Origin of the sequence: Chryseobacterium echinoideorum (genome assembly GCF_007474535.1) — a bacterium.
In the GTDB taxonomy this organism is placed as follows: Bacteria; Bacteroidota; Bacteroidia; order Flavobacteriales; family Weeksellaceae; genus Chryseobacterium; species Chryseobacterium echinoideorum.
Map to the genome: position 1 here is coordinate 1 of NZ_VKNW01000006.1, position 21,860 is coordinate 21,860.

The following is a 21,860-nucleotide window of genomic DNA, read 5'->3' on the forward strand; positions in this document are numbered from 1 at the left end:
ATGTTTTTTAACAGTTGGATTACCGGAGCCATTGCTTACAACAATAATCCCCTTAATACGACCAAAATAAATATCAACCGATTGAACATGACACTAGTTACCAATTATGGAAATTATACCCTATCTTTCGATGGTGCAGCTGCTGATCCTTTTCCGAATTATACACAAGAACAATTAGATGAATTGGAAGTAGAATATAAAAAATATTTAAATAATGCCAAAACCAATATCGGTTATGATAACAATAATTTGGAAAGGGAATTTCTGGCATTTGTGAACAAATACATGAAAATGCCCGGCTTGAAGCTGTATAAAGTAGAAGACACAGGCAATACAGAAATATATCTGGAAAACGGAAACAGAAAAACAAAAAATTGTCCATAATTTAAAACAATTAATAAAATGAAAAATATAATTTCACTTACCATATTATTGCTCAGCATATCCTGTAAAGCACAGATTTATCCGCTAAATACAAGCCCAAGTAATATTCCTGACAATGCCTACATAAAGGACACCAATAATGAACTTGATAAATACGTAGGTGTATGGAAAGGAAGCTGGAATGGGAAGACATTGTACTTAGAACTAAGGAAAATAAAATACTACTCTCAAATGGGTAGATATTATAGTGATCAAATTTTTGGCGAGAGAAAAATAATTAATTCCACTGGTATTGTAGAAATTGATAGGATCACGAATTTTAATAATGAAGGTCCTGAATTTAGAGGAATTTTTAACAGTTTAAAATATCCCGGAAAAAAAATGATTTATTTTTCTCCTAAGAATATGTGCAGAAAGACCGCATCTCTTCATATTACAGACTTTGATGAGATTAACCATAAAATGACGTTAAAGTTTATTTATGACCCTTCTTACATAGATGAGAGCTGTCCTTATTTCAATTCTGTTATGCAGGGAAATGATTTTCCGGTTAATTTCCCAAGAGATATTGTACTGACAAAGCAATAAATAAGCGCCCTTTTTCAGGGCGTTTGTTGGTTATCCCAAAAATGTACAGGAACAATCATCCCCACCGACCCACAACCTGGCTTTACCGATGAGAACGGGTGTACCATTGGTTTGCCGAGTTGCCAAACTTACCTTTTACGATTGATCCTTGTGAAAAGCTGAAAGCACAAGGCACCAACACCGAGTTTAATAGCAGGGTCAATACGCTGAAAGACAGCCTGAGCCTGAAAAGAGAAGTTGGATATATCGAAAAAACCGACGGAACTTTTGATTTTAAAAATGATGCATCTACCAATGAAAACTCAAACAGTTTAACTTTGGGATCTATCCTGCCCAATACCAAAGGATATATGCACAGCCACCCCAACGATTTTATGGTTATGGATGCCGAAGGATATGAAATCCCAAGAACTGGGTTTAAAATATTTTCACCCGGAGATGTGATGTATTTTATGCGGATGCTTGCTAATGCCAAGCAGAACAACATCCCCCTTTTAGACGTCTACTGCGTAATGGTTGCCAAAAAAAATGGGGAATTATTAAGTACCAGCTGCGCTTTACGGGCAATGTCAACCAGATAATAACCAATTTTTCAAATACAAGCAGGCAATATAATGATATTTATAAAGCATATTTTCAGGAAAATAATAAAAAATCTGATGAACTGAATTTTCTTAAATTTATGGATGAAAAAATGTATGTAAGAGGAGTCACTTTAGTCAAAATGAATACAAATGGTACCTTTACCAAAAAAACATTGAATGCCGATAAAACACAGGTAGCGAGCGAGGAGTGTCCACAATAAATAAAAAAAATAAATATGAAAAATAAAATAAGTCTTCTTATAGCCATATTGGGTTTAATTCTTTCCTGTAAATCACAAACACTATCATTGGATGTGCTGTCTCAATGTGAGAACAAACCAGACTGTCCAGATTATGTTTATTTAAAAGATACTAATAACAGATTGAACAAATTTGTTGGAATATGGAAAGGTATTTATACTGATGGTAGAACCTATGAATTCCATTTTACTAAAAAAGAAAATTATGGAGGTTGGTTTAATGAAAAATTTAAAGACATTATAATTGCAAGGGTGTTAATAAAAAACAGTAATGGCTCTGTATTAGAAAATACCCTAACAACAACAGATCAAGATGCAATGTTTAGCGGATTTATATTTGATAAAACTTTAAATAGTTATCAAATGTATTATTCAGGAAATGCAGAATGTAATGATAAGGGTCATGTATATCTGTCATTTCCAAATCCTAATAATCTGAGCCAGATGAAGCTTGTTTTTATTCAGGATATCGATTTTATTGTTTCTTGCCCGAGTAATTACAAGACTGTAATGCCCGATGCAAAACCAATAATGCTGACAAAGCAGTAATATATAAGATGTGTAGATTTTATAAATGAGAATTCGAATAGCTATACTTATCATCATCTTTACAGTATCTTGTAAAGCACAAGTTGTATCATTGGAACAGATGTCACAATGCGAAAGCGATGATTGCCCTGATTATACTTACGCAAAAGACACAAACAATCTGCTGAACAAATTTGTTGGAGTTTGGAAAGGAAGTTATACCGACGGAAGAACTTATGAGTTTCATTTTACTAAAAAAGAGCATGATGGAGGATGGTTTAATGAAAAGTTTTGGGATAAAATAGTAGGGAAGTTTTTAGTGAAAGATGCCAATGGAAATATTCTTTACAATGGATTAAATTTAAATGATCTAGATGCAATTGGAGGACTTTCGTTTGATAAAAATCTAAAAATGTATGAGATGTATTTTGTAGCTAATGCAGATTGCAATGATAATGGGCGTGTCTTTATATATTTTCCCTATCCAAATAATCTAAATCAGATGCGTCTTGTTTTTATGCAGGATATTGACTTTGTAATTACCTGTCCAAGCAATTACAAGACCGTAATACCAGATGCAAAACCAATAATGCTGACGAAGCAGTAATATATAAAATGGGTAGGTTTTTATTAATGAAAAATAGATTAATAGTAGTCATTTTAATATTGTACAGTTTTACGAATTGTATAACGAAGAAAAAGCACACAGAATTTTATCTGTCGCCGGGATTAGAAAATATGAAGCTTTTTACTTTCAATAAATCAGATTCCGCAAAAATTAATGCTTTTTACAAAAACGCTAAAAAGTGCCTTGAAGAAGGCGGATTATATTGTGATGCATGTAATAAGGAGCGTCGGGCTGACTTTAAAAACGGTATTGCGCAGTTTAGAATTGAACTGTTTAAAAACATTAAGCTTCCAAAAAATGCAAAACAAGGAGAGAACCGTGTAAGAGTAGTCATTGGAACTTCTAATAGTATAGAGAAAATAGAGCTATTGAAGTTTACTGATATCAACACAAAAAATGCGATTGAAAAAGCATTTAAACAACATGAACTCAATACATGGGCATCTGCTAAAATCTATGGTATTCCTGTCAATCAGCAGTTTGAAATTAGTACTTTTGTCAAGTAAAAGAATGCCTAAATGAGATAAAAAGAAATCCTCCCGAAATTTTCAGGAGGATTTGTCTTTTACATTTTTGTTAAGTAAGTTTTACCAGGAAATATCTTTTCTTTTAGAATAGTTTCTAAGATTTTTTCAAATGTTATTAATCGTTTTGAATTGATTTTCGGAGTTTGATGTTTTTGTGCTCTTTTGTTGAACGAGTTGTTTAAAAAAAAGTTAAATACTATTCTTGTTTTAAATGAATATATAACTTAGTTTAAATTACTATATTTGGGAGTTATAAAAATCAACAATGATATTTTCTTTACAAGGCACCGTACAAGAATTGACTCCTACCTACGCAGTAATCAATGTAAATGGGGTTGGTTACTATGCAGGAATCAGCCTGATGACTTCTCAAAAACTGACTTTACACAAAGAAACTTTCTTATTTATTCAACAAATCATTCGTGAAGATGCTCATTTACTTTTCGGTTTTTCTTCCCGTACCGAAAAAGAAATGTTTAATCTTCTAATCAGTGTAAACGGTGTGGGCGCAGTTTCGGCTTTAATATTACTGTCAACTTTAAGTCTTGATGAAATTGCATCTGCTATCCTTTCAGGAAACAGTGCAGTTATTCAGAAAGCAAAAGGAATAGGTGCGAAAACAGCAGAGAGAATCATCGTTGATCTAAAAGATAAAGTACAGAAATTCAGTAACGCAGAAGATAATATTTCTGCGGTGGCAAATAATAAAATCAAGGATGAGTCGTTATCTGCATTAGAAGTTTTAGGTATTCCTAAAAGAGCTAGTGAAAAAATTGCAGATCGTATTTTAAAGCAAAATCCGGAGATTTCTGTAGAAGAATTGGTGAAACAAATTTTAAAAAACATTTAAATCATTGGTGAAAAATAATAAATTTCTCAGCATCTATATATTCTTGTCTTTTCTATTTTATTCTGTAGATTTATTGGGACAAGAACCAAATCAACAGGGTTTTTCTATCCGGAAAAACTACGAAGTAACAGACCCTACTTACTACGAAGCTTATTACGACATCAAAACCGGAATGTACTATGTATATCCAAAGGTTGGGAATACTGTAACAGGACCACCTACTGCTATGTCGCCGGAAGAATACAAAGAATTTATGCTTGCAGAGCAATCCAGAGCATTTTATAAGGATAAATCTGATCGCTATAACCTGATGTTCAGAAAAGACAAGTCTGATGCGGCAAAAAAGGGTTTAATTCCTTCATTGACGATCAACAATAAACTTTTTGAATCTATTTTTGGAAGCAATAAGATTGAAATTATTCCTTCAGGGTATGCTTCATTTGATTTTGGCGGATTGTATCAAAAGATTGATAACCCGATGATTTTACCTCAAAACAGAACAAGTTTTACGTTTGATATTGACCAGAGAATTCAGCTGGGTTTACTAGGGAAAGTAGGAGAAAACTTACAGTTAAAAGCTAATTATGACACGCAGAGTGGTTTTGCGTTCGAAAACCGGATGAATCTTGTCTGGCAGTCTAAAGGAACATGGAAAGACCTTCAGACAAAAGGTTTGGGAGATGTCAACAAGCCAAATGCAGGAGGAGAAGATAAAATTATCAAAAGAATAGAGTTTGGTAATGTCAATATGCCGCTTTCAACCAGTTTGATCCGAGGTTCTGAATCATTATTCGGGATTAAGTCGGAATTTCAGCTTGGTAAAACTTTTGGAACAGTAGTGCTTTCCCAGCAGCAGGGTGAAGCCAGAAATATTGTAGTACAAGGCGGAGGTACGATGAGTACTTTCAAGATCAATGCTTTGGACTATGAAGAAAACCAACACTTTTTCATTGGACAGTATTTTCTGAATAATTATGATAATGCTTTACTCAATTATCCGCAGATCAACTCAAGAATTAATATTTCTAGAATGGAGGTCTGGGTTCTGGATCAGGGAAATTCTAATCTTGCTTATCAGAAAAGTATCATAGGAATCAGAGATTTGGGAGAAGGAGTCTCTGGCTTACCGGATAATTCTCAAAATGGATTGTACCAACAGGTAAACTCTGCTATTGGAACTCCAAGAGAACAAGGCAAAAATTATCTGCCGAATTTTCAGGGACAGACTTTTCCGGGAAGTGCGCAGCCTTATGATAATGGAGAGCATTTTGTCTTTAACAGCAAAGCCAGAAGACTAGATGCTAATGAGTTTACGTTTCATCCGCAGTTAGGATATATTTCTCTTAATCAGAGACTTAATGAAAACCAGCTTTTAGCAGTTTCTTATTCATTTACCGTAAACGGAACCAATCAGGTGTACAAAGTAGGTGAGTTTTCAGAAGAAAGTCCGGTCTTGGTTACCAAATTATTGAGACCTAACAATAAAATCAATGTAGAATCTCCGATGTGGGATTTGATGATGAAAAACTTTTATTCTTTAGATGCCGTACAGGTTGACCGTGACGGATTTATTTTGAATGTCTTTTACCGTGATCCCCAAACAGGAGGTAAGGTAAATTATTTACCCAACACATCGGTTCAGGATACTAATTTGCTTAAACTTTTAAATTGGGATCGTCTCAATGTTAATGGCGATTTACAAAACAGTAATGGCGTTCAGGGGGATGGAGTTTTTGATTTTGTGGAAGGTATAACGATCCGCCAGTCACAAGGAAGGGTGATGTTTACCAAAGTACAGCCATTTGGTTCTTACATGGCAGGTTTAGTCGGCAATAATCCACAATATGTATTTGCAGATCTATATGATCAGCAGAAGCAGGCGGCAAGCCAAAGTAATCTGGCGCAGCGATATACCATCGAAGGGCGTTATAAAGGAGCGCAAGGTCAGGGTATTTCTCTTGGTGCAGTGAATGTGCCTCAAGGTTCGGTAAAAGTCTCGGCAAACGGAGTGCAGCTTACGGAAGGGATAGATTATACCGTAGACTACATGCTGGGAACAGTAAATATTATTAATGAGACAGTAAAACAATCAGGTCAGGCAATCAATATTTCACTGGAAAATCAGCTGACTTTTAATACTCAGAGAAAAAGATTTTTAGGATTAAATTTAGAAAGAAGAGTAAGTGAAAACTTTATCTTTGGCGGAACGGTAGTCAATTACTCAGAATCTCCGCTTACCCAAAAAGTAAATTACGGTCAGGAAGCTGTAAATAATACAATGGCAGGAATCAATATGATGTATAACAATCAGCTGCCATTCCTTACAAGACTTACCGATAAAATACCGGGAATCAATACCGAAGCTCCATCTAATCTGAATTTCAAAATGGAAGGAGCCTATCTTATTCCTGGATTGAATAAAGGAACTAACGATCAGTCTTATATTGATGATTTTGAACAAACAACATCAAAAATTTCTTTAAAAGAACCTACAGCATGGAGTTTAGCTTCAAAACCTGAAAAAAATCAGGCAAATCCTATTTTTGCTGGAGCAGGTGCCAATGACAATCTTACCAACGGATACGGAAGAGGTTTGCTGTCATGGTACAATATAGACCCGAGATTTTGGGGAGTAGGAGGAAGACCACCACAGGGAATTACTCCGCAGTCGGTTTCTAATCACGCTTCAAGGCGGGTGCAGTTTTCTGAAATTTTTAATAATAGAGATTTTGTAGCAGGTGAGCAGACTTTTACCAATACATTTGATATTTCTTATTATCCGAAGGAAAAAGGACCTTACAACGCCAATCCCAATACAGAAAGTACGGCTCAGCGATGGGCGGGAATTATGAGACCTATAAGCGTTTCCAATTTCATCAATTCGAATATCGAGTACGTAGAATTCTGGATGATGGATCCTTATGCTGACGGAAATACTTTAGGTACTAATCCAAGATTGTTACTTCATTTAGGAAATGTTTCGGAAGATGTTTTGAAAGATGGATTAATGCAGTACGAAAATGGCTTGCCAACGGCAGGAAATCCTTCCAGCACGAGCTCTTCAAATTGGGGAGTGCAACCAAAGCAGCCGCCTATTTTGTATGCATTCTCTACAGAAGGAGCAGACAGAACAGCGCAGGATTTAGGATATGACGGGTTAAGCTCAGAACAGGAAGCGGCAAGATTCGGAAATACATTTGTAAATCCTGTAACCAATCTTTCCGATCCTGCATTAGATGATTTTGTATTTTACATGTCAGATTTATTTACAGGAAATCAATCATCTTCGGTAATTCAGCGATACAAATATTTCAGAGGACCAGAAGGAAATTCAAAAAGTAATTCTTTGGAGGTGGCGACACAGACCCCTGATGCAGAAGATATTAATAAAGATTATAATCTTGATCAGAGCGAAAGCTATAATGAGTATGTTGTAAAATTAGATCCTGCAAATTTAGTATTGGGACAAAATAATATTGTTGACGTTAAGACCGTTCAGGCAACATTTCAAAATGGTGCTACGGATGATGTGAAATGGTATCTATTCAGAATTCCGGTATCTAAATATGCTGAAGCTGATGCAGAAGGAGAAAAAAGTCCATCTATTCTTAATAATGTTCGTTTTGCAAGAATGTTGTTAACCGGTTTTGACCAGACTTCAACATTGAGATTTGGTACGATGGATTTGATACGATCTGACTGGAGAAGGTATACCAACCAAATTGCGAGCCCATCTGTAACATCGGAGCAGGAAGGTCTTGCCGGTGCATCTGCTGCAGAACTTGAAGTAGGAAGTGTAAATATTGAAGAAAATGCATTCAACCAGCCACCTTATGTACTTCCTCCGGGAATTGACAGACAGGTTTTGAGTGGTAATGCAGGCGTTCAAAGGCAAAATGAATCATCATTATACTTAAAAGCGACAAATATATTAAATCAGGCAAAGGGAGTGTTTAAAAATACTACTTTGGATATGAGAAGATATAAAAAGCTTAAACTGTTTGTACATGCACAAAATATTGATAATCCCGAAAGATCAAATTATGATCCTAATACAAAGTTTTTCATAAGATTTGGTAGCGATGCAACAGATAACTATTACGAATATGAATCTTCGCTGAAGTTTACTGCTAATACTGCAACTACACCTTTAGAAATTTGGCCTATAGAAAATGATGTTGATTTTGATATTCAAGATTTTGTTGATGCCAAAATAAGAAGGGATCGTGATTTTCCTACAGGAATTATTCAAAGAAGAGAGGACCCGAGTTTTGGAGACAACAATAAACGTATTTTCATAAAAGGTAGACCGTCTTTAGGAAATATTACTACAATAATGATTGGAGTTAGAAATAAAGGTGGTGGTATTGATGGTAGAGCTAATAATGTTGTACTTTGGGTCAACGAAATCCGCCTTTCTGAGATTGAAAACGATGGCGGTTATGCAGGGAATGCAAGTTTAAATTTTAATCTTGGAGATTTTGCAACAGTCAATACCAGTGCTTCCTATACCTCTGTAGGATTTGGTAATATTGATTCTAAGCCTGCTGAAAGAAATCAGTCTACACAGTCTGCATTCAGTATCAATACAGCAGTAAATGTAGATAAATTCTTACCTGAAAAAACAGGAATAAAAATTCCGGTTAATTATTCTTATTCACAAACTATTGAAGATCCTAAATACAACCCTCTGGATACCGATGTAGAATTTAGTAAGGCAGCCAACCGTGAAGAACTGAAAAAAGTGGCAAGAACATATACCCAGCAAAGAAGCATCGGGGTTGTGAATATGCATAAAGAAAGAGTAAAACCCAACAGTAAGCCAAGGTTTTATGATGTTGAAAATCTTTCATTAACAACTGTTTATAATGATGACCATTACCGTGATATTTATACAAAGAAAAATTACCGACAGTATCTGAGAGGTTATCTGGATTACAACTACACCTTTAAACCTTGGGTAGTGAAGCCATTCAATAAAATGATCAGTGATACGGCAAAATCTACTAAGTATCTGAGATGGATCAAGGAATTTAACTTCAATCCGGTTCCTACAAGATTATCTTTCCGTACAGAATTAGACAGAAATTATAATGAGCTTGAATTCAGAAATATTGATGCTATTCTCAGTGGAAACCTAAACGATGATTTTGCAGCATTAAAAAACAGAAACTTCTTCTTCGGATGGCAGTATGGTTTAGGATTTAATTTTACTAAATCCTTAAAAATGGAAATCAACTCTGCTACAAGAACGCTTAATGATCATGTGGATGTCAATACAATGGATAATTCATCCATATTTGGTAATATTTTCAGAGCAGGAAGACCGGTTTTATACAAGCATAATGTGCAGCTTAATTACCGATTACCATTCCAATATCTTCCTTATTTAGATTTTATTGACGCAGAAGTGGGATACGGATTTACGTATAATTGGAATGCAAGATCTACTGCGCTTCTTACGAGTCCGGAAGGCAGTTTGGGATCAATTGGGCAGAATACCAATATTATCTCTGCAAATGCTTCCGCAGATATTCCGAAATTTTTTGGTCAGTTTAATTATTTCAAAAAAATATCCACAACACTTCAAAAAAGAAAACAGGAACAGGATTCTTTGAATAATGCTTATACGCAGGCGTGGGAGAAAAACAGATATGCTTATAAAAAGTATAAATTCAAAAATAAGCTGTCTATCATGCAAAGCGCAGCCTATCTTTTAACCTCAATGAAGCAACTGAATGTAAATTATAGCGAAAATAACGGAAGTGTAATTCCGGGTCTGCTTTCTGCGCCAAACGGATACGGATATGGCCAGACTTTAGGAGGTCCGTCTGTTGGTTTCCTTTTTGGTTCGCAGGCAGACATCAGAAGACTGGTAATGGAAAGAGGATGGGTGAGCGATTCTCCTTTTATGATAGATCCTTATGTAAAATTATCCACTCGGGAACTCCGGGCAGATTTACAGGTGTCTCCAATCAATGATTTTAGAATAGATTTTAATGTATTAAGTACCTACAACAGGAATTTCTCGCATACAGGATTCAATTACAGAGATGATTTTGGCAACCCTAATCCTAATCTCACTTTCGCAAGTGATATGGTGTCATATTCCAATACGGTGGTTCTTTTAAATTCGTCCTTTAAAGAAAGTAATTATCTTTATCAGGCGTTAAGAGCAAACGCACAGATTATTTCACAGCAGCTGGGAGGAAACCTTAACCAGAATGGGTTTACAGACGGACACGATATTTCCAATGCGTATGTTTTGATTCCAGCTTTCCGGGCTGCAGTGGAAGGTAAAAGCCCTGAAAGAATTGGTAATCCTAAAAAAGCAGGACTTCCGATTCCGAACTGGAGAATTATTTATTCGGGATTAAGAAATATTCCGATCATCAACGGACAGTTTAGTAAGTTTGATATTCTTCACAGTTACAGTGCAACATATACTGCAACAGGGATTCAGTCAAATATTGATTATTTTAACAGCATCAATGATGTCAACAGTTCGCAGCGAGATGTAAATAATAATTTTATTAATCCTTATACCTTTGCGCAGGTAGGCTATACCGAAGCATTTTCACCATTGATCGGAGTAGATGTTACCATGAGAAACAATATGCAGTTTGGAGTGCAGTATAACAAAATAAGATCACTGATCCTTGGGTTGGTTAATCAGACACTTACTGAAGATTCCAATACAGAATATGTTGTAAGGCTAGGATATATTGTGAGAAACTTCAGATTAGGAAACACTAATCAGAGAGGGGCAAGATCGAAAGGCTCTGACCTCAATATCCGTGGTGATATTTCGTTAAGAGACAGCCGCACAAGTATCATGAATATTCTGTTGAATGACTCACAGGTTACAGGAGGACAGAGACTCATGAATATTAAGCTTTCAGCAGATTATAATGTTTCTGAAAACCTCAATTTAAGACTTTTCTATGAGCAGATGACCTCAAGATACAAAATATCAACAGCGTTTCCGCTTTCCACAATACGAGCCGGAATTTCTGCAACATTTACGTTCGGTGATTCAGGAGGCTTTTAAAATTTTGAAATTCCTTTCCTCATAAGAAAGGAATTTTTTTATATTTAAACTCAACAAAGAATAATTATCTAAACGAATTTTCGTTATTTTGGAAAAAAACAGCAATGCAAATTTCATCTACATCTATAGAAGATTATGTATCGAAACTGCCTGAAGAAAGACAGGATATTTTTAAAAAACTTTTCGATACAATCAAAAATAATTTACCGGAAGGCTTTGAAGGAAATACAAATTACGGCATGATTGGCTGGAGCGTTCCTTTAGAAAAATATCCTCCCGGCTATCATTGTACTCCCGGCTCGCCGCTACCTTTTATTTCGATAGCCTCACAAAAGAATTTTATTGCGGTTTATCACATGGGAATATATGCAAAGCCTGAACTTTTAAACTGGTTTGCAGAAGAATTTCCAAAATACTCTAAAAGAAAATTAGATATGGGTAAATCCTGCATACGATTCAAAAAAATGGATGAAATTCCTTTTGATTTAATCGCTGAATTAAGCAAAAAAATGACTGTTGATGAATGGATCAGTTTGTATGAAACCAATTATAAAAAATAAAATATTTAGCATTTTTTTTATTTTCTGTTTATTAAGTCTTTTTGTTGGATGCAAAAATTCAGTGAAGTCAGGATTAAAGAACGGGGATCTGCTTTTCGTAACAGCAAAAGACAGCGGACTTTCGGGTGCAATCAACAATGTGACACAAAAATCTGAGAATACTTCTTTCGATCACATCGGAATTGTACAGAAAAACAAAGGTGATATTTTTGTTCTTCATGCAGCACCGAAAGGAGGTTCGCAAAAGCAAAAGCTGACAGAGTTTTTAGCTGATCAGAAAAATGACGAACAGAAAGTGATCCTCTATCGTTTAAAAGCACAATTTCAAAAAAGCATTCCTGATGCTATCAAGGCTGCCAATTCTATGTTGGGAAAGCCTTACAATTTCAATTATATTTTAGATGAAAATTCATTTTACTGCTCAGATTTTGTGGAAAGATCATTCAGGAAAAACCATATTTTTAAACTCGAACCCATGACCTTTATTGATCCTAAAACAGGAAAAATCAATTCGTTTTGGGAAAAATTCTATGCCGAGAAAAACCTGAAGGTACCTGAAGGAGAACCAGGATGCAATCCCAACGGATTGGCAGCTTCAGATACAATTGAAAGAATAAAAGAACTTTAACAAAAAAAGCTGTATCAACGATTGATGAAAACAGCTTTTTTGTATTTTTCTATCTTGATTTTGTGATCACTATAAGAGTCATTAAACGCTCCAGGTTATCACTCTCCATATTCCTTTTTCCATTCTTCAGCAACATCGCTCAGAGTATTATAAAAATCTTCTCCGTACTTTCGGGTAATCGGATTTTTAAGAAATTTGTAGACCGGAACCTGAAGTTCTTTTCCTAATGTGCAGGCATCACTGCAAATCGGCCATTCATGGTAGTTCAGTGCGGTAAAAGTAGAGTATTCTGTAACTCTTATCGGGTAAAGATGGCAGGAGATCGGCTTTTGCCAGTCCACAGCACCATCTTCGTAAGCTTTTTCAATTCCGCATTTGGTAATTCCGTTTTTATCAAAGGTTACGTAAGCGCATTCCGCACCTTCAATCATTGGAGTTACGTACATTCCGTCCGAAGGATCTGTTGTCCACGTTCCCTGTTCGTCAAGAGCCTGAATTCCGGCTTCAGTGAGATAAGGTTTTATTTTATCATAAATATTATCCAGAATTACCAGCTCGTCTTTGTCCAAAGGTGCTCCAACGTCGCCTTCTACACAGCAGGCTCCTTTGCATTTGGTAAGGTTGCATACAAATTCTTCAGAAAAAATATCTTCAGAAATTAATTTATCGTCTATTTGAATCATAATTTTAAATTTAAAATAAGTTGAAATGATTTATAGCCTTAAAGGCGATTAAGCAAATGATAGTAAGCCAAAGACAGCCCTCCTGCATCCAGTATTTGGGCAGAAACCTCATCATTCTGCTCAGGATGATTGTTGTTGGAAAAGCCAGCAGCAGCAGATACTCGTAGCTTTTATCCATATACAAAATAATACTGATAAGCTGTGCAAGCGAAAATACCAGAAGAAATGTGTATTTGTATCTACTTACAGGGCTTTTGCTGTTATAATGTTTAAAATGGTCATATACGGAGAAAATCAGCATAAGTAAAATAGGAATCAGAGGAAATAATTCTGTGTAATCTGTTACCACTTTCATTTTTCCAAAAGGAATGTAGGAGCTATTCCATTCATTAAAATGAAGAAAAAACATTACAGAGAAATAACTTAGCGCAATCAGTATAATGCCGAGTAAAAACCTGAAAATATTCAATCCCACTCTTTCAGAGGTTACGATGAGGTGAATGAGTACAAAAAATATCATCGGCCAAGTTGTAGGAAGAAAGATAAAATTGAGCGCTGCAATAGATCCTACCAAAACGTATGATTTTTTTCTTATATCTTCATCTGTGCTTGTGAGAAGCAGTAAAATAAAAGAGTTGGTAAGCAAGGCAATCGAAATACCGAGATCCAGCTTTCCATCGTACAGTCCGAAGATGAAAAAGGTATATAGGAAGAGAGGTAAATGTGTCTGGTAATTCAGTTTTATGGCATTGAAACAGAAATATCCCAAGGCAATGCCTATAAAAGTAATTCCGGCAATAATAGCTTCATAAGTGTTGAAATTCAGTATGTTGAATAGTATTACAATGAAAAGAAGAAACCCAATATACACAGGAATTGAAAAAATATTGCTTTCTTTTGAAAGTAATCTAAACATTTTTTATAAATTTGTGCAAAGTTAAATTAAAAAAGGAAAATAATGACGTCTTTCTTTCTATTCTTAAGCAGAGTTTTCAAATGGTCTTTCGGTTTTTTCGATACTTTTGGAAATGTATTAAACTGGATTTTATTCATCGTATGTTGTGTGCTTTTTACATACTGGTGCTATGTGCTTGTGGTGACGCTTGGAGGCGACAAAGACAAAGAATATTATTCTCCAACAGAAGGAAAAAATCCTTATTACGATCCTAAGATCTTTAAAAAAGAAGGTTAATTAATTGGTTATATAGAAAAAGACCGGTCAATATTTATTTGATCGGTCTTTTTTATAGAGTTTTATTATTTTCAGTTTCAATCGTGAATCGGAAGTACCAAAACCGGAATTGTTGAGCTTTTGGTCAAACCTTTGGTGAGACTTCCTACAAAAACATCGTAAATTCCGCTTCTGCCGTGAGATCCCATCACAATATAATGTGCATTTTTCATTTCAGCATATTCCAGAATAATATCTTTTGCAATACCTTGTTTCAGAATATGTTCGCAATCTACATTTTGTGCCAGAATTCTCTGGTTTAATTTGTTTAAAAGCACCAATTCTTCACGAATTTCGTTTTCCTCAATTTCAGGGAAATACTGATAACCCATATCGCCAATTGCAAAGCCAATATCGGTAGGAGCTACATGAATAAGGCAGATTTTACCATTTACTTCTTTAGCAAATTTTACAGCACCATCAATGAGCTGATCTGTCTTATCGCCAAAATCTACAGGTAATACAATATTTATCATAATCTTTGATTTGTAATTTTGTTCTTTAAAGATAACAAAAAAGCAGCCAAAAAAGCAATTTTACTATTATAATATTCTTATATCTAAAGTTTTTTCATCTTCCAGATATGCTTTAAGAATATCATTTTCGGAGACTTTTCCTACACCTTTTGGAGTTCCTGTAAAAATTAAATCTCCGACTCTCAATGTAAAGTATTGTGAAACAAAAGCGATAATGTCATCAATGGTAAAGATCATATCTTTTGTATTTCCGTTCTGAACTTTTTCTTTGTTTTTTAATAATGAAAAATTCAGTGATTCAAGATTATAATTCTCTTTTTTGAAGAAATTTCCTACTACCGCAGAACCATCAAAACCTTTTGCCAGTTCCCACGGTAAGCCTTTAGATTTTAACTCGCTTTGAAGATCTCTTGCCGTAAAATCTATTCCCAGACCGATTTCTTCATAATGCTTGTGGGCAGTTTCTTTCTGAATATATTTTCCTCCTTTTGATATTTTTACGACTACTTCCAGTTCATAATGTACATCTTCAGAAAATTCCGGAATATAAAAATCGTTTCCTTTCAAAACTGCTGTATCCGGCTTCATAAAAATTACCGGATTTTCAGGAATCTCGTTTCCCAGTTCTTTTGCGTGTTCGCTGTAATTTCTTCCTATGCAGATTATTTTCATATGTAGATTTTATTATTTTTTAATACGCTATAAAGTTATACTGATATTTTAAATCAGGCTTTAGTTATGCAATACGAAATTAATTATCAAAGATGTTTTTAAAGAGCTGTTTCCCGCTTTCCGCTATATCTTTTGTTCCGCATTGCTCCACAAAAGGATGCCGCTGCAATCGGGGCTATGAAGAGAGGAGTGCAAAATTTTAAATTGTACATTTTCAATATTTATATGGGGAAAAACAATTCACAATCAGCAATTCATTATTCACTTTTTTTTAACCACCCCGTCAAAAATTTCAGAAAAATTTTTGCCACCCCTCCAATGGATGGGAATTTTATCATCCTGCCTTAAACTTATTTCCGCAATAATAGCACACGTAGTTTTCGCTTGATAAAATAGAAATTCCAAAAAAACTTGTTGAGCTGTCGTCTTTGTAAAGGTGATTGGAGCCACATTCCGGACATACAAAATCAAAATCGGGATTCTCAATGGTGTGCTCTACCTCAAGAGTAAAACTTTCATTTTCTTTATATTCCCTTAGAATTTTTTCAGCCTCGTTAAAGTCATTTTCAAAAACCTGCAGCTGGATGCCGCCAACTGCTTGTGAAAGGAGCCAGTCCGACTGAATGAGCTGTTCGTTAGCAATAAAACTGTTGATGCCGTTCTCAGCGAGAATCTGCTTGTCACGGTTGGCTTCCAGCGCCGTTTCGTAGAATTTAAACTTAACTAAATTATTCATTTTTTAATTTTTATTTTACAGCAAATCGAAGATTTACTGCAAGAATTATCTAAAATTTACTGGAAAGCTGTATTTTAGTGAAAACTTTTTTGGTATACAACGGGAAATCAGCATTTTGAAGCCATCCGAAATATCCCAAATCTTTTTGGAAAACTTCTTTTATCACCTGTCCTTTGTATTTTCCGAACGCGAAGATTTCCTGATTTTTTGCGTTGTAGTGTATCATTCCTGCTAAATCGGCAAATTTATTTTGGGTTGAAAATTCGCTCAGTTCAGCAATTTCATTAGAAATGTCGTCGTACTTTCCGACCTGAGCATCAAGAACTTCAAAAGTTGCTAAAACATCTGCTTCCGCAGAATGGGCATTTTCTAAAGTTTTTCCGCAGTAAAACTGATATGCTGCACCCAAATTTCTCGGTTCTTTTTTGTGGAAAATGGTTTGCGCATCTACTAATTTGAATTTAGTTAAGTCAAAATCAAAATCTGCGCGAAGCAATTCTTCTGCGAGCAAAGGAACATCAAAACGGTTAGAATTAAATCCTCCCAAATCTGCTCCTGAAATCATTTCTACAATTTTTGGAGCAATTTGTTTAAAAGTCGGAGCGTTTTTTATATCTTCATCATAAATTCCGTGAATCTCACTGGAAGAAAGCGGAATAGGCATTTCAGGATTTACTCTCCATGTTTTGCTTTCTCTCGACGAATCCGGATTTACTTTTAAGATGCAGATCTCAACAATTCGGTCTTTTCCGATGTTGGTTCCTGTGGTTTCAAGATCAAAAATACAAAGAGGTTTATGTAGTTTTAAGTTCATTTTTTATAATTTGAAAATTTGAGAATGTGTTAATTTGAGAATGAAAACTTTTAGCTTTCATTAGCCAATATTTCTACTTTAATTGTTTTTGGAATAAAAGAGAAATTAAAATATAATAAATAATCACCATCGGAATTCCGACAGCTTTAAAGATAATTAAAATAATAATTGAGCCGATCAGCAAAGCCAATTTAGGGTAATTATCCTGCAATTTCATCGACTTGAATTTCATTGCTATCATTTTGATTGGAGAAATTAAAAGCCATGATGAAATTATGGTTAAAATCAATAGTGAAAAAGAATTACTTAATAAAAACTCAAAACTCTGATTTTCTTTAAAAGCATACAATAATCCAAAAATCAAAATCGTATTGGAAGGGGTATTCAATCCCTTAAAATAATACTTCTGTTCGTCATCCAGATTAAAAATAGCGAGTCTTAAACAAGAAAAAAGGGTGATTAAAAATCCTAAATATTTGACTTCAAATGGAAGATGCATTCCTAAAACTTCATTTCCGAAAGGTTCCAGCATTTTAAACATTGCCAATCCCGGAATAAACCCGAAGCTTACCATATCTGCTAAAGAGTCCAGCTGTACACCTAGATTTGAATTGGATTTCAGAGCTCTTGCGACAAAACCATCAAAAAAATCCAAAACTAAAGATAAAATAATGCATACCGCTGTTGTCTTGTAATCACCTGAAATCAAATGTACAGCACCTACACATCCTGAAAAAAGATTTCCCAGTGTGAGTGCATTTGCCAGATTATTTTTAATAAAATTCATGGGAACAAAATTACAGTTTTTAAAAACTTTAACCTTAATTAATATTAAGTAAAAATTAACTTGCAATGAATTTAACTTAAATTTGCACAGCGAAATCATAGGTCAGTTAAAATTTAAAAGAAATCTGATGTTTTTTCGTCTTTAAAAATAACGAGACATTGTAATGAAATTTTTTAAAGAATTCAGAAAGGAAGAAATCTTGGTTTTATGCTATAGGATTTTTTTGGCATTTGTTTTTTATCAGGTCGCAAGACTTTTATTTTGGTTTTTCAACAAGAATTTAATTAAAGTAGCAAGTGTTTCAGACTATTTGGGACTGGCTTTTCATGGGGTTGCATTTGATACGACTGCAATTTTATATGTTAATTCATTGTTTATTTTTCTAAGCCTTGTTCCGATAGTGATCAATACTAAAAGAGGATATCAGAAATTTCTTATCTGGCTGTATTTTATCACCAACGGAATTGCTTATGCTATGAATTTCGGTGATTTTGTGTATTACAAATTTTCTCAGGCAAGATTGACATCGGCAGCTTTTCAGGTAGCAAAAAACGAGACGAATATTTTTAAAGTTTTTACTGTTTCACTGGCAGAACATCCTTTTGTGTTGATCTGGTTTATTGCTTTAATGTTTTTGTGGGTTTTTCTTTATAAAAAGTTTAAAATCCGGGAGCGGAAACCCGTAAAGCTTGTTCCTTACTTTGTTTTATCCATCGTAACTTTATGTATTTCTGCGGTTCTGATTGTTGGCGGAATAAGGGGAGATTTTAAGCATAGTACAAGACCAATTAATCTTGTCGATGCCAATAAATTTGTGAAAAATCCTTTGCAGGGAAATATTGTCCTCAATTCTACTTTTTCGTTTTTCAGAACATTAGGAACTAACAATTTTAAAGAAGTACATTTTGTTGATCAGCAATTTATTGATGAAAATATCAATCCCTATAAAATGTACGACAGAGAAGTTCAGGATAAACCCAATATCGTTATTTTTATTGTTGAGTCTTTTGGCAGAGAATATTCGGGAGCATTTAACAAAGATAAAAATATCAAAGATTATGTTTCTTACACTCCTTTTATTGATAGCTTAGCTGATCAAAGTTTAATTTTTCCTAATACATTTGCTAACGGAAGACAGTCGATTCATGGGATGAGCAGTATTTTGGCAGGAATTCCGAGTTTAACGGATGCTTTTACAAGTTCACCTTATTCCAATCAGAAAATTCAGTCGATTGTTTCGGTGTGTAACGATATGGGATATGATACTTCCTTTTATCATGGTGCACCGAATGGTTCGATGGGATTTATGGGCTTTGGAAATATTTTAGGTTTTAAACACTATTTCGGAAAAGATGAATATCACGGAGATCAGGACTTCGACGGGATGTGGGCAATCTGGGACGAACCATTTTTGCAGTATTTTGCTAAAAATGTAGGAAAAAAACAACCGTTTATGGCTACCGTTTTTACGGCATCATCGCACCATCCTTTTAAAATTCCTGAGAAATACAATGGTAAATTTAAAAAGGGAAATATCCAAATGCATGAGCCAATGCAATATACAGATTATGCTATCAAGCAATATTTTGAGACGGCTAAGAAACAGCCGTGGTTCAAAAATACCATTTTCGTTTTTACAGGAGACCATACCAATCAGGTTTTTTATCCTGAATATGAAAAAGCAATGAACCGTTTTGCTGTTCCACTGATGTTTTATTCTCCCAATCCAGAATATCATCTGAAAGGCATCAATGAAGAATTAGCACAACAGATGGATATTTATCCTACTTTGGCAGATCTGATAGGATATAATAAAAAAATCAGAAGCTGGGGAAGAAGTCTTGTAAGTGAAAAAAAATATATTCCTCTAATTATCAATTCTGATGGAGCTTCCGAACAGTTTATTTACGGTAATTATATCTATCGTTTCGATGGAAAAGAAGTTATCGGTATTTATAATAAAACGGATTTAGGATTTGAAAAAAATTTGGTAAATCAAATAAAGACTCCTGAAACTGAAAAAGGGGAGCAGGTTGCTAAAGCCTGGTATCAGGACTATATGAATCGGGTGATCAATCGAAAGTTAAATTGATTGAAAAATATAGCCGCAGTAAAATTTTTACAATGGAAATAGTACTCTTTTCTTATTTATGCAAAGAATAGCAAAATTCTTTGTCTCTTTAAAAATTATTTCTATTTTTAACTAATCAATGATTTATTAATCTATAAATAAAATTAAACAGAATTTAATATGAAAAAATTATTAGCAACATTAGTACTTTCTTTATTCAGTATAATGTCTTTTGCACAGATTGAAGGAAAATGGAAAACCATAGATGATGAAACTAAACAAGCAAAATCTATCGTAGAAATTTATAAAAAGTCTGACGGAAAATATTATGGTAAGGTTTCCCAATTATTAATTAAACCTGCAGATCCAAATTGTTCTGGCTGTAAAGATGACAGAAAAGGAAAACCGATCCTGGGCATGGAAATCATAAGAGGATTAGCAAAAGACGGAGATGAGTTTACAGGAGGTACCATTACAGATCCTAAAACCGGAAAAACATATAAATGTACCATCACAAAAGATGGTGATAAACTTAATGTAAGAGGTTATATGGGTTTTTCTCTTTTAGGAAGAACTCAGGTTTGGCAAAAAGTTAAATAGTTTACAACCTATTAAAAAACATAAGACAACTCTGCAATGAGTTGTCTTTTTTTATGATAGAAATAATAAAAAACACTATTTTTGTACTCTAAATTTTTCAAATAACTATGGCAGAATATACTTTTCGTGAGGTAATTGCACAGGCAATGAGCGAGGAAATGCGTAAAGACGAATCCATTTTTTTAATGGGAGAGGAAGTTGCAGAATACAATGGTGCTTACAAAGCTTCTAAAGGAATGCTGGATGAGTTTGGTGCTAAAAGAGTGATAGATACACCCATTGCTGAGCTTGGTTTCACAGGTATTGCAGTAGGAGCAGCGATGAACGGCAACAGACCGATTGTAGAATATATGACCTTCAATTTCTCTTTGGTAGGTATAGATCAAATTATTAATAATGCTGCTAAAATCCGTCAGATGAGTGGCGGTCAGTGGAATTGTCCTATCGTTTTCCGTGGTCCTACAGCTTCGGCGGGTCAGTTGGGAGCAACACATTCACAAGCATTTGAAAACTGGTTTGCTAACTGTCCTGGTCTTAAGGTGGTCGTTCCTTCTAATCCTTATGATGCGAAAGGTTTACTAAAAACAGCTATTCAGGATAATGATCCGGTAATTTTCATGGAATCTGAACAGATGTACGGTGATAAAATGGAAATTCCTGAAGAAGAATATTATTTACCAATCGGAAAAGCAGACATCAAAAGAGAAGGTACCGATGTAACATTGGTTTCCTTTGGTAAGATCATGAAATTGGCAATTCAGGCAGCAGAAGATATGGCTAAAGAAGGTATTTCTGTTGAAGTGATTGATTTAAGAACGGTTCGTCCGTTAGATTTTGATACTGTTTTGGCTTCTGTGAAGAAAACAAACAGACTTGTAATTCTGGAAGAAGCATGGCCTTTTGGTTCTGTATCATCTGAAATTACTTATATGGTACAGCAAAAAGCATTTGACTATCTTGATGCGCCGATCAAGAGAATTACAACGCCGGATGCTCCGGCTCCATACTCGGCTGCATTATTTGCAGAGTGGTTTCCGAAACTTGAAAAAGTAAAAGAGGAAATCAAAAAAGCAATGTATGTAAAATAATTAAGTAAGATTATAGAGAAAAACTTCCGAAAGGAAGTTTTTTCATTTATACTATTCATAACTAATATGAGGAAGGGTCATAATTTTGATATAAATTTGCGCCTTTAAATAATT

At 34.6% G+C, this 21,860-nt stretch carries 21 protein-coding genes; 14 read left to right on the forward strand and 7 right to left on the reverse strand.

Annotated features, from left to right (window positions below; all coding sequences use genetic code 11):
• The 10 genes from FOL89_RS17550 to FOL89_RS08935 form a co-directional block, all read left to right on the forward strand.
• Window positions 1–384, forward strand: a 384-nt coding sequence (locus FOL89_RS17550) for a hypothetical protein (protein WP_185146949.1), incomplete at its 5' end; no start/stop codon positions are given.
• Between the two features lie 18 nt (window positions 385–402).
• Window positions 403–972, forward strand: a complete 570-nt coding sequence (locus FOL89_RS08895; RefSeq protein WP_144282478.1) for a DUF6705 family protein — start codon at window positions 403–405, stop codon at window positions 970–972.
• Window positions 973–1,070: 98 nt separating this feature from the next.
• Window positions 1,071–1,553, forward strand: a complete 483-nt coding sequence (locus tag FOL89_RS08900) for a hypothetical protein (protein WP_144282479.1) — start codon at window positions 1,071–1,073, stop codon at window positions 1,551–1,553.
• A 239-nt stretch (window positions 1,554–1,792) separates the two neighbouring features.
• Window positions 1,793–2,365, forward strand: coding sequence for a DUF6705 family protein (locus tag FOL89_RS08905; protein ID WP_144282480.1), 573 nt, complete (start codon window positions 1,793–1,795; stop codon window positions 2,363–2,365).
• Window positions 2,366–2,390: 25 nt separating this feature from the next.
• Window positions 2,391–2,951 (forward strand): DUF6705 family protein, encoded by a 561-nt coding sequence (locus FOL89_RS08910; protein WP_144282481.1) that lies wholly within the window; start codon window positions 2,391–2,393, stop codon window positions 2,949–2,951.
• Window positions 2,952–3,082: 131 nt separating this feature from the next.
• A complete protein-coding gene (locus FOL89_RS08915) occupies window positions 3,083–3,478 on the forward strand; it encodes a hypothetical protein (RefSeq protein WP_144282482.1) in 396 nt (131 codons plus the stop codon).
• A gap of 286 nt (window positions 3,479–3,764) precedes the next feature.
• Complete coding sequence (gene ruvA / locus FOL89_RS08920) at window positions 3,765–4,349, forward strand: Holliday junction branch migration protein RuvA (protein ID WP_144282483.1); 585 nt, start codon at window positions 3,765–3,767, stop codon at window positions 4,347–4,349.
• A 7-nt stretch (window positions 4,350–4,356) separates the two neighbouring features.
• Window positions 4,357–11,400 (forward strand): T9SS outer membrane translocon Sov/SprA, encoded by a 7,044-nt coding sequence (sov, locus tag FOL89_RS08925; protein ID WP_144282484.1) that lies wholly within the window; start codon window positions 4,357–4,359, stop codon window positions 11,398–11,400.
• A 104-nt stretch (window positions 11,401–11,504) separates the two neighbouring features.
• Window positions 11,505–11,960, forward strand: coding sequence for a DUF1801 domain-containing protein (locus FOL89_RS08930; RefSeq protein ID WP_144282485.1), 456 nt, complete (start codon window positions 11,505–11,507; stop codon window positions 11,958–11,960).
• A 61-nt stretch (window positions 11,961–12,021) separates the two neighbouring features.
• Window positions 12,022–12,588: a YiiX/YebB-like N1pC/P60 family cysteine hydrolase gene (locus tag FOL89_RS08935; RefSeq protein ID WP_228444884.1), complete on the forward strand. Its 567-nt coding sequence runs from the start codon at window positions 12,022–12,024 to the stop codon at window positions 12,586–12,588.
• Window positions 12,589–12,686: 98 nt separating this feature from the next.
• Here FOL89_RS08935 and FOL89_RS08940 read toward each other — a convergent pair whose 3' ends face one another.
• Together FOL89_RS08940 and FOL89_RS08945 are read right to left on the reverse strand one after the other, a co-directional pair.
• A complete protein-coding gene (locus FOL89_RS08940; protein ID WP_144282487.1) occupies window positions 12,687–13,271 on the reverse strand; it encodes a DUF3109 family protein in 585 nt (194 codons plus the stop codon).
• Between the two features lie 10 nt (window positions 13,272–13,281).
• Entirely contained in the window at window positions 13,282–14,187 is a 906-nt protein-coding gene (locus FOL89_RS08945) for a DUF6427 family protein (protein ID WP_144282488.1), read from the reverse strand.
• Window positions 14,188–14,229: 42 nt separating this feature from the next.
• Between FOL89_RS08945 and FOL89_RS08950 the strand changes: the two genes are divergently transcribed.
• Entirely contained in the window at window positions 14,230–14,463 is a 234-nt protein-coding gene (locus FOL89_RS08950; protein ID WP_144282489.1) for a DUF6341 family protein, read from the forward strand.
• Window positions 14,464–14,540: 77 nt separating this feature from the next.
• Here the strand turns inward: FOL89_RS08950 and FOL89_RS08955 are convergent, their stop codons facing one another.
• From FOL89_RS08955 to FOL89_RS08975, 5 genes are all read right to left on the reverse strand, one after another.
• A complete protein-coding gene (locus tag FOL89_RS08955) occupies window positions 14,541–14,978 on the reverse strand; it encodes a universal stress protein (RefSeq protein WP_144282490.1) in 438 nt (145 codons plus the stop codon).
• A gap of 66 nt (window positions 14,979–15,044) precedes the next feature.
• Window positions 15,045–15,650, reverse strand: a complete 606-nt coding sequence (locus FOL89_RS08960) for a fumarylacetoacetate hydrolase family protein (RefSeq protein WP_144282491.1) — start codon at window positions 15,648–15,650, stop codon at window positions 15,045–15,047.
• Between the two features lie 334 nt (window positions 15,651–15,984).
• On the reverse strand, window positions 15,985–16,386 hold the full coding sequence (locus tag FOL89_RS08965; RefSeq protein ID WP_144282492.1) for a putative signal transducing protein: 402 nt from the start codon (window positions 16,384–16,386) through the stop codon (window positions 15,985–15,987).
• Window positions 16,387–16,435: 49 nt separating this feature from the next.
• Window positions 16,436–17,200, reverse strand: coding sequence for a 3'-5' exonuclease (locus FOL89_RS08970; RefSeq protein WP_144282493.1), 765 nt, complete (start codon window positions 17,198–17,200; stop codon window positions 16,436–16,438).
• Between the two features lie 73 nt (window positions 17,201–17,273).
• A complete protein-coding gene (locus FOL89_RS08975; RefSeq protein WP_144282494.1) occupies window positions 17,274–17,987 on the reverse strand; it encodes a CDP-alcohol phosphatidyltransferase family protein in 714 nt (237 codons plus the stop codon).
• 163 nt (window positions 17,988–18,150) lie between these two features.
• Here FOL89_RS08975 and FOL89_RS08980 point away from each other — a divergent pair, with 163 nt between their 5' ends.
• The 3 genes from FOL89_RS08980 to FOL89_RS08990 all read left to right on the forward strand — a co-directional run bounded on the left by FOL89_RS08980 (window position 18,151) and on the right by FOL89_RS08990 (window position 21,746).
• Window positions 18,151–20,079 (forward strand): LTA synthase family protein, encoded by a 1,929-nt coding sequence (locus tag FOL89_RS08980; protein WP_144282495.1) that lies wholly within the window; start codon window positions 18,151–18,153, stop codon window positions 20,077–20,079.
• Between the two features lie 159 nt (window positions 20,080–20,238).
• Complete coding sequence (locus FOL89_RS08985; RefSeq protein WP_144282496.1) at window positions 20,239–20,658, forward strand: DUF2147 domain-containing protein; 420 nt, start codon at window positions 20,239–20,241, stop codon at window positions 20,656–20,658.
• 107 nt (window positions 20,659–20,765) lie between these two features.
• On the forward strand, window positions 20,766–21,746 hold the full coding sequence (locus tag FOL89_RS08990; protein ID WP_144282497.1) for a pyruvate dehydrogenase complex E1 component subunit beta: 981 nt from the start codon (window positions 20,766–20,768) through the stop codon (window positions 21,744–21,746).
• Window positions 21,747–21,860: the final 114 nt, after the last annotated feature.

Bases quoted from the DNA above. Each gene is read 5' to 3' on its own strand.
- FOL89_RS08895 (WP_144282478.1), top strand. From the start codon at position 403: ATGAAAAATATAATTTCACTTACCATATTATTGCTCAGCATATCCTGT.
- FOL89_RS08905 (WP_144282480.1), top strand. From the start codon at position 1,793: ATGAAAAATAAAATAAGTCTTCTTATAGCCATATTGGGTTTAATTCTT.
- FOL89_RS08910 (WP_144282481.1), top strand. From the start codon at position 2,391: ATGAGAATTCGAATAGCTATACTTATCATCATCTTTACAGTATCTTGT.
- FOL89_RS08915 (WP_144282482.1), top strand. From the start codon at position 3,083: ATGAAGCTTTTTACTTTCAATAAATCAGATTCCGCAAAAATTAATGCT.
- ruvA (WP_144282483.1), top strand. From the start codon at position 3,765: ATGATATTTTCTTTACAAGGCACCGTACAAGAATTGACTCCTACCTAC.
- FOL89_RS08930 (WP_144282485.1), top strand. From the start codon at position 11,505: ATGCAAATTTCATCTACATCTATAGAAGATTATGTATCGAAACTGCCT.
- FOL89_RS08940 (WP_144282487.1), bottom strand. From the start codon at position 13,271: ATGATTCAAATAGACGATAAATTAATTTCTGAAGATATTTTTTCTGAA.
- FOL89_RS08945 (WP_144282488.1), bottom strand. From the start codon at position 14,187: ATGTTTAGATTACTTTCAAAAGAAAGCAATATTTTTTCAATTCCTGTG.
- FOL89_RS08950 (WP_144282489.1), top strand. From the start codon at position 14,230: ATGACGTCTTTCTTTCTATTCTTAAGCAGAGTTTTCAAATGGTCTTTC.
- FOL89_RS08955 (WP_144282490.1), bottom strand. From the start codon at position 14,978: ATGATAAATATTGTATTACCTGTAGATTTTGGCGATAAGACAGATCAG.
- FOL89_RS08960 (WP_144282491.1), bottom strand. From the start codon at position 15,650: ATGAAAATAATCTGCATAGGAAGAAATTACAGCGAACACGCAAAAGAA.
- FOL89_RS08965 (WP_144282492.1), bottom strand. From the start codon at position 16,386: ATGAATAATTTAGTTAAGTTTAAATTCTACGAAACGGCGCTGGAAGCC.
- FOL89_RS08970 (WP_144282493.1), bottom strand. From the start codon at position 17,200: ATGAACTTAAAACTACATAAACCTCTTTGTATTTTTGATCTTGAAACC.
- FOL89_RS08975 (WP_144282494.1), bottom strand. From the start codon at position 17,987: ATGAATTTTATTAAAAATAATCTGGCAAATGCACTCACACTGGGAAAT.
- FOL89_RS08980 (WP_144282495.1), top strand. From the start codon at position 18,151: ATGAAATTTTTTAAAGAATTCAGAAAGGAAGAAATCTTGGTTTTATGC.
- FOL89_RS08985 (WP_144282496.1), top strand. From the start codon at position 20,239: ATGAAAAAATTATTAGCAACATTAGTACTTTCTTTATTCAGTATAATG.
- FOL89_RS08990 (WP_144282497.1), top strand. From the start codon at position 20,766: ATGGCAGAATATACTTTTCGTGAGGTAATTGCACAGGCAATGAGCGAG.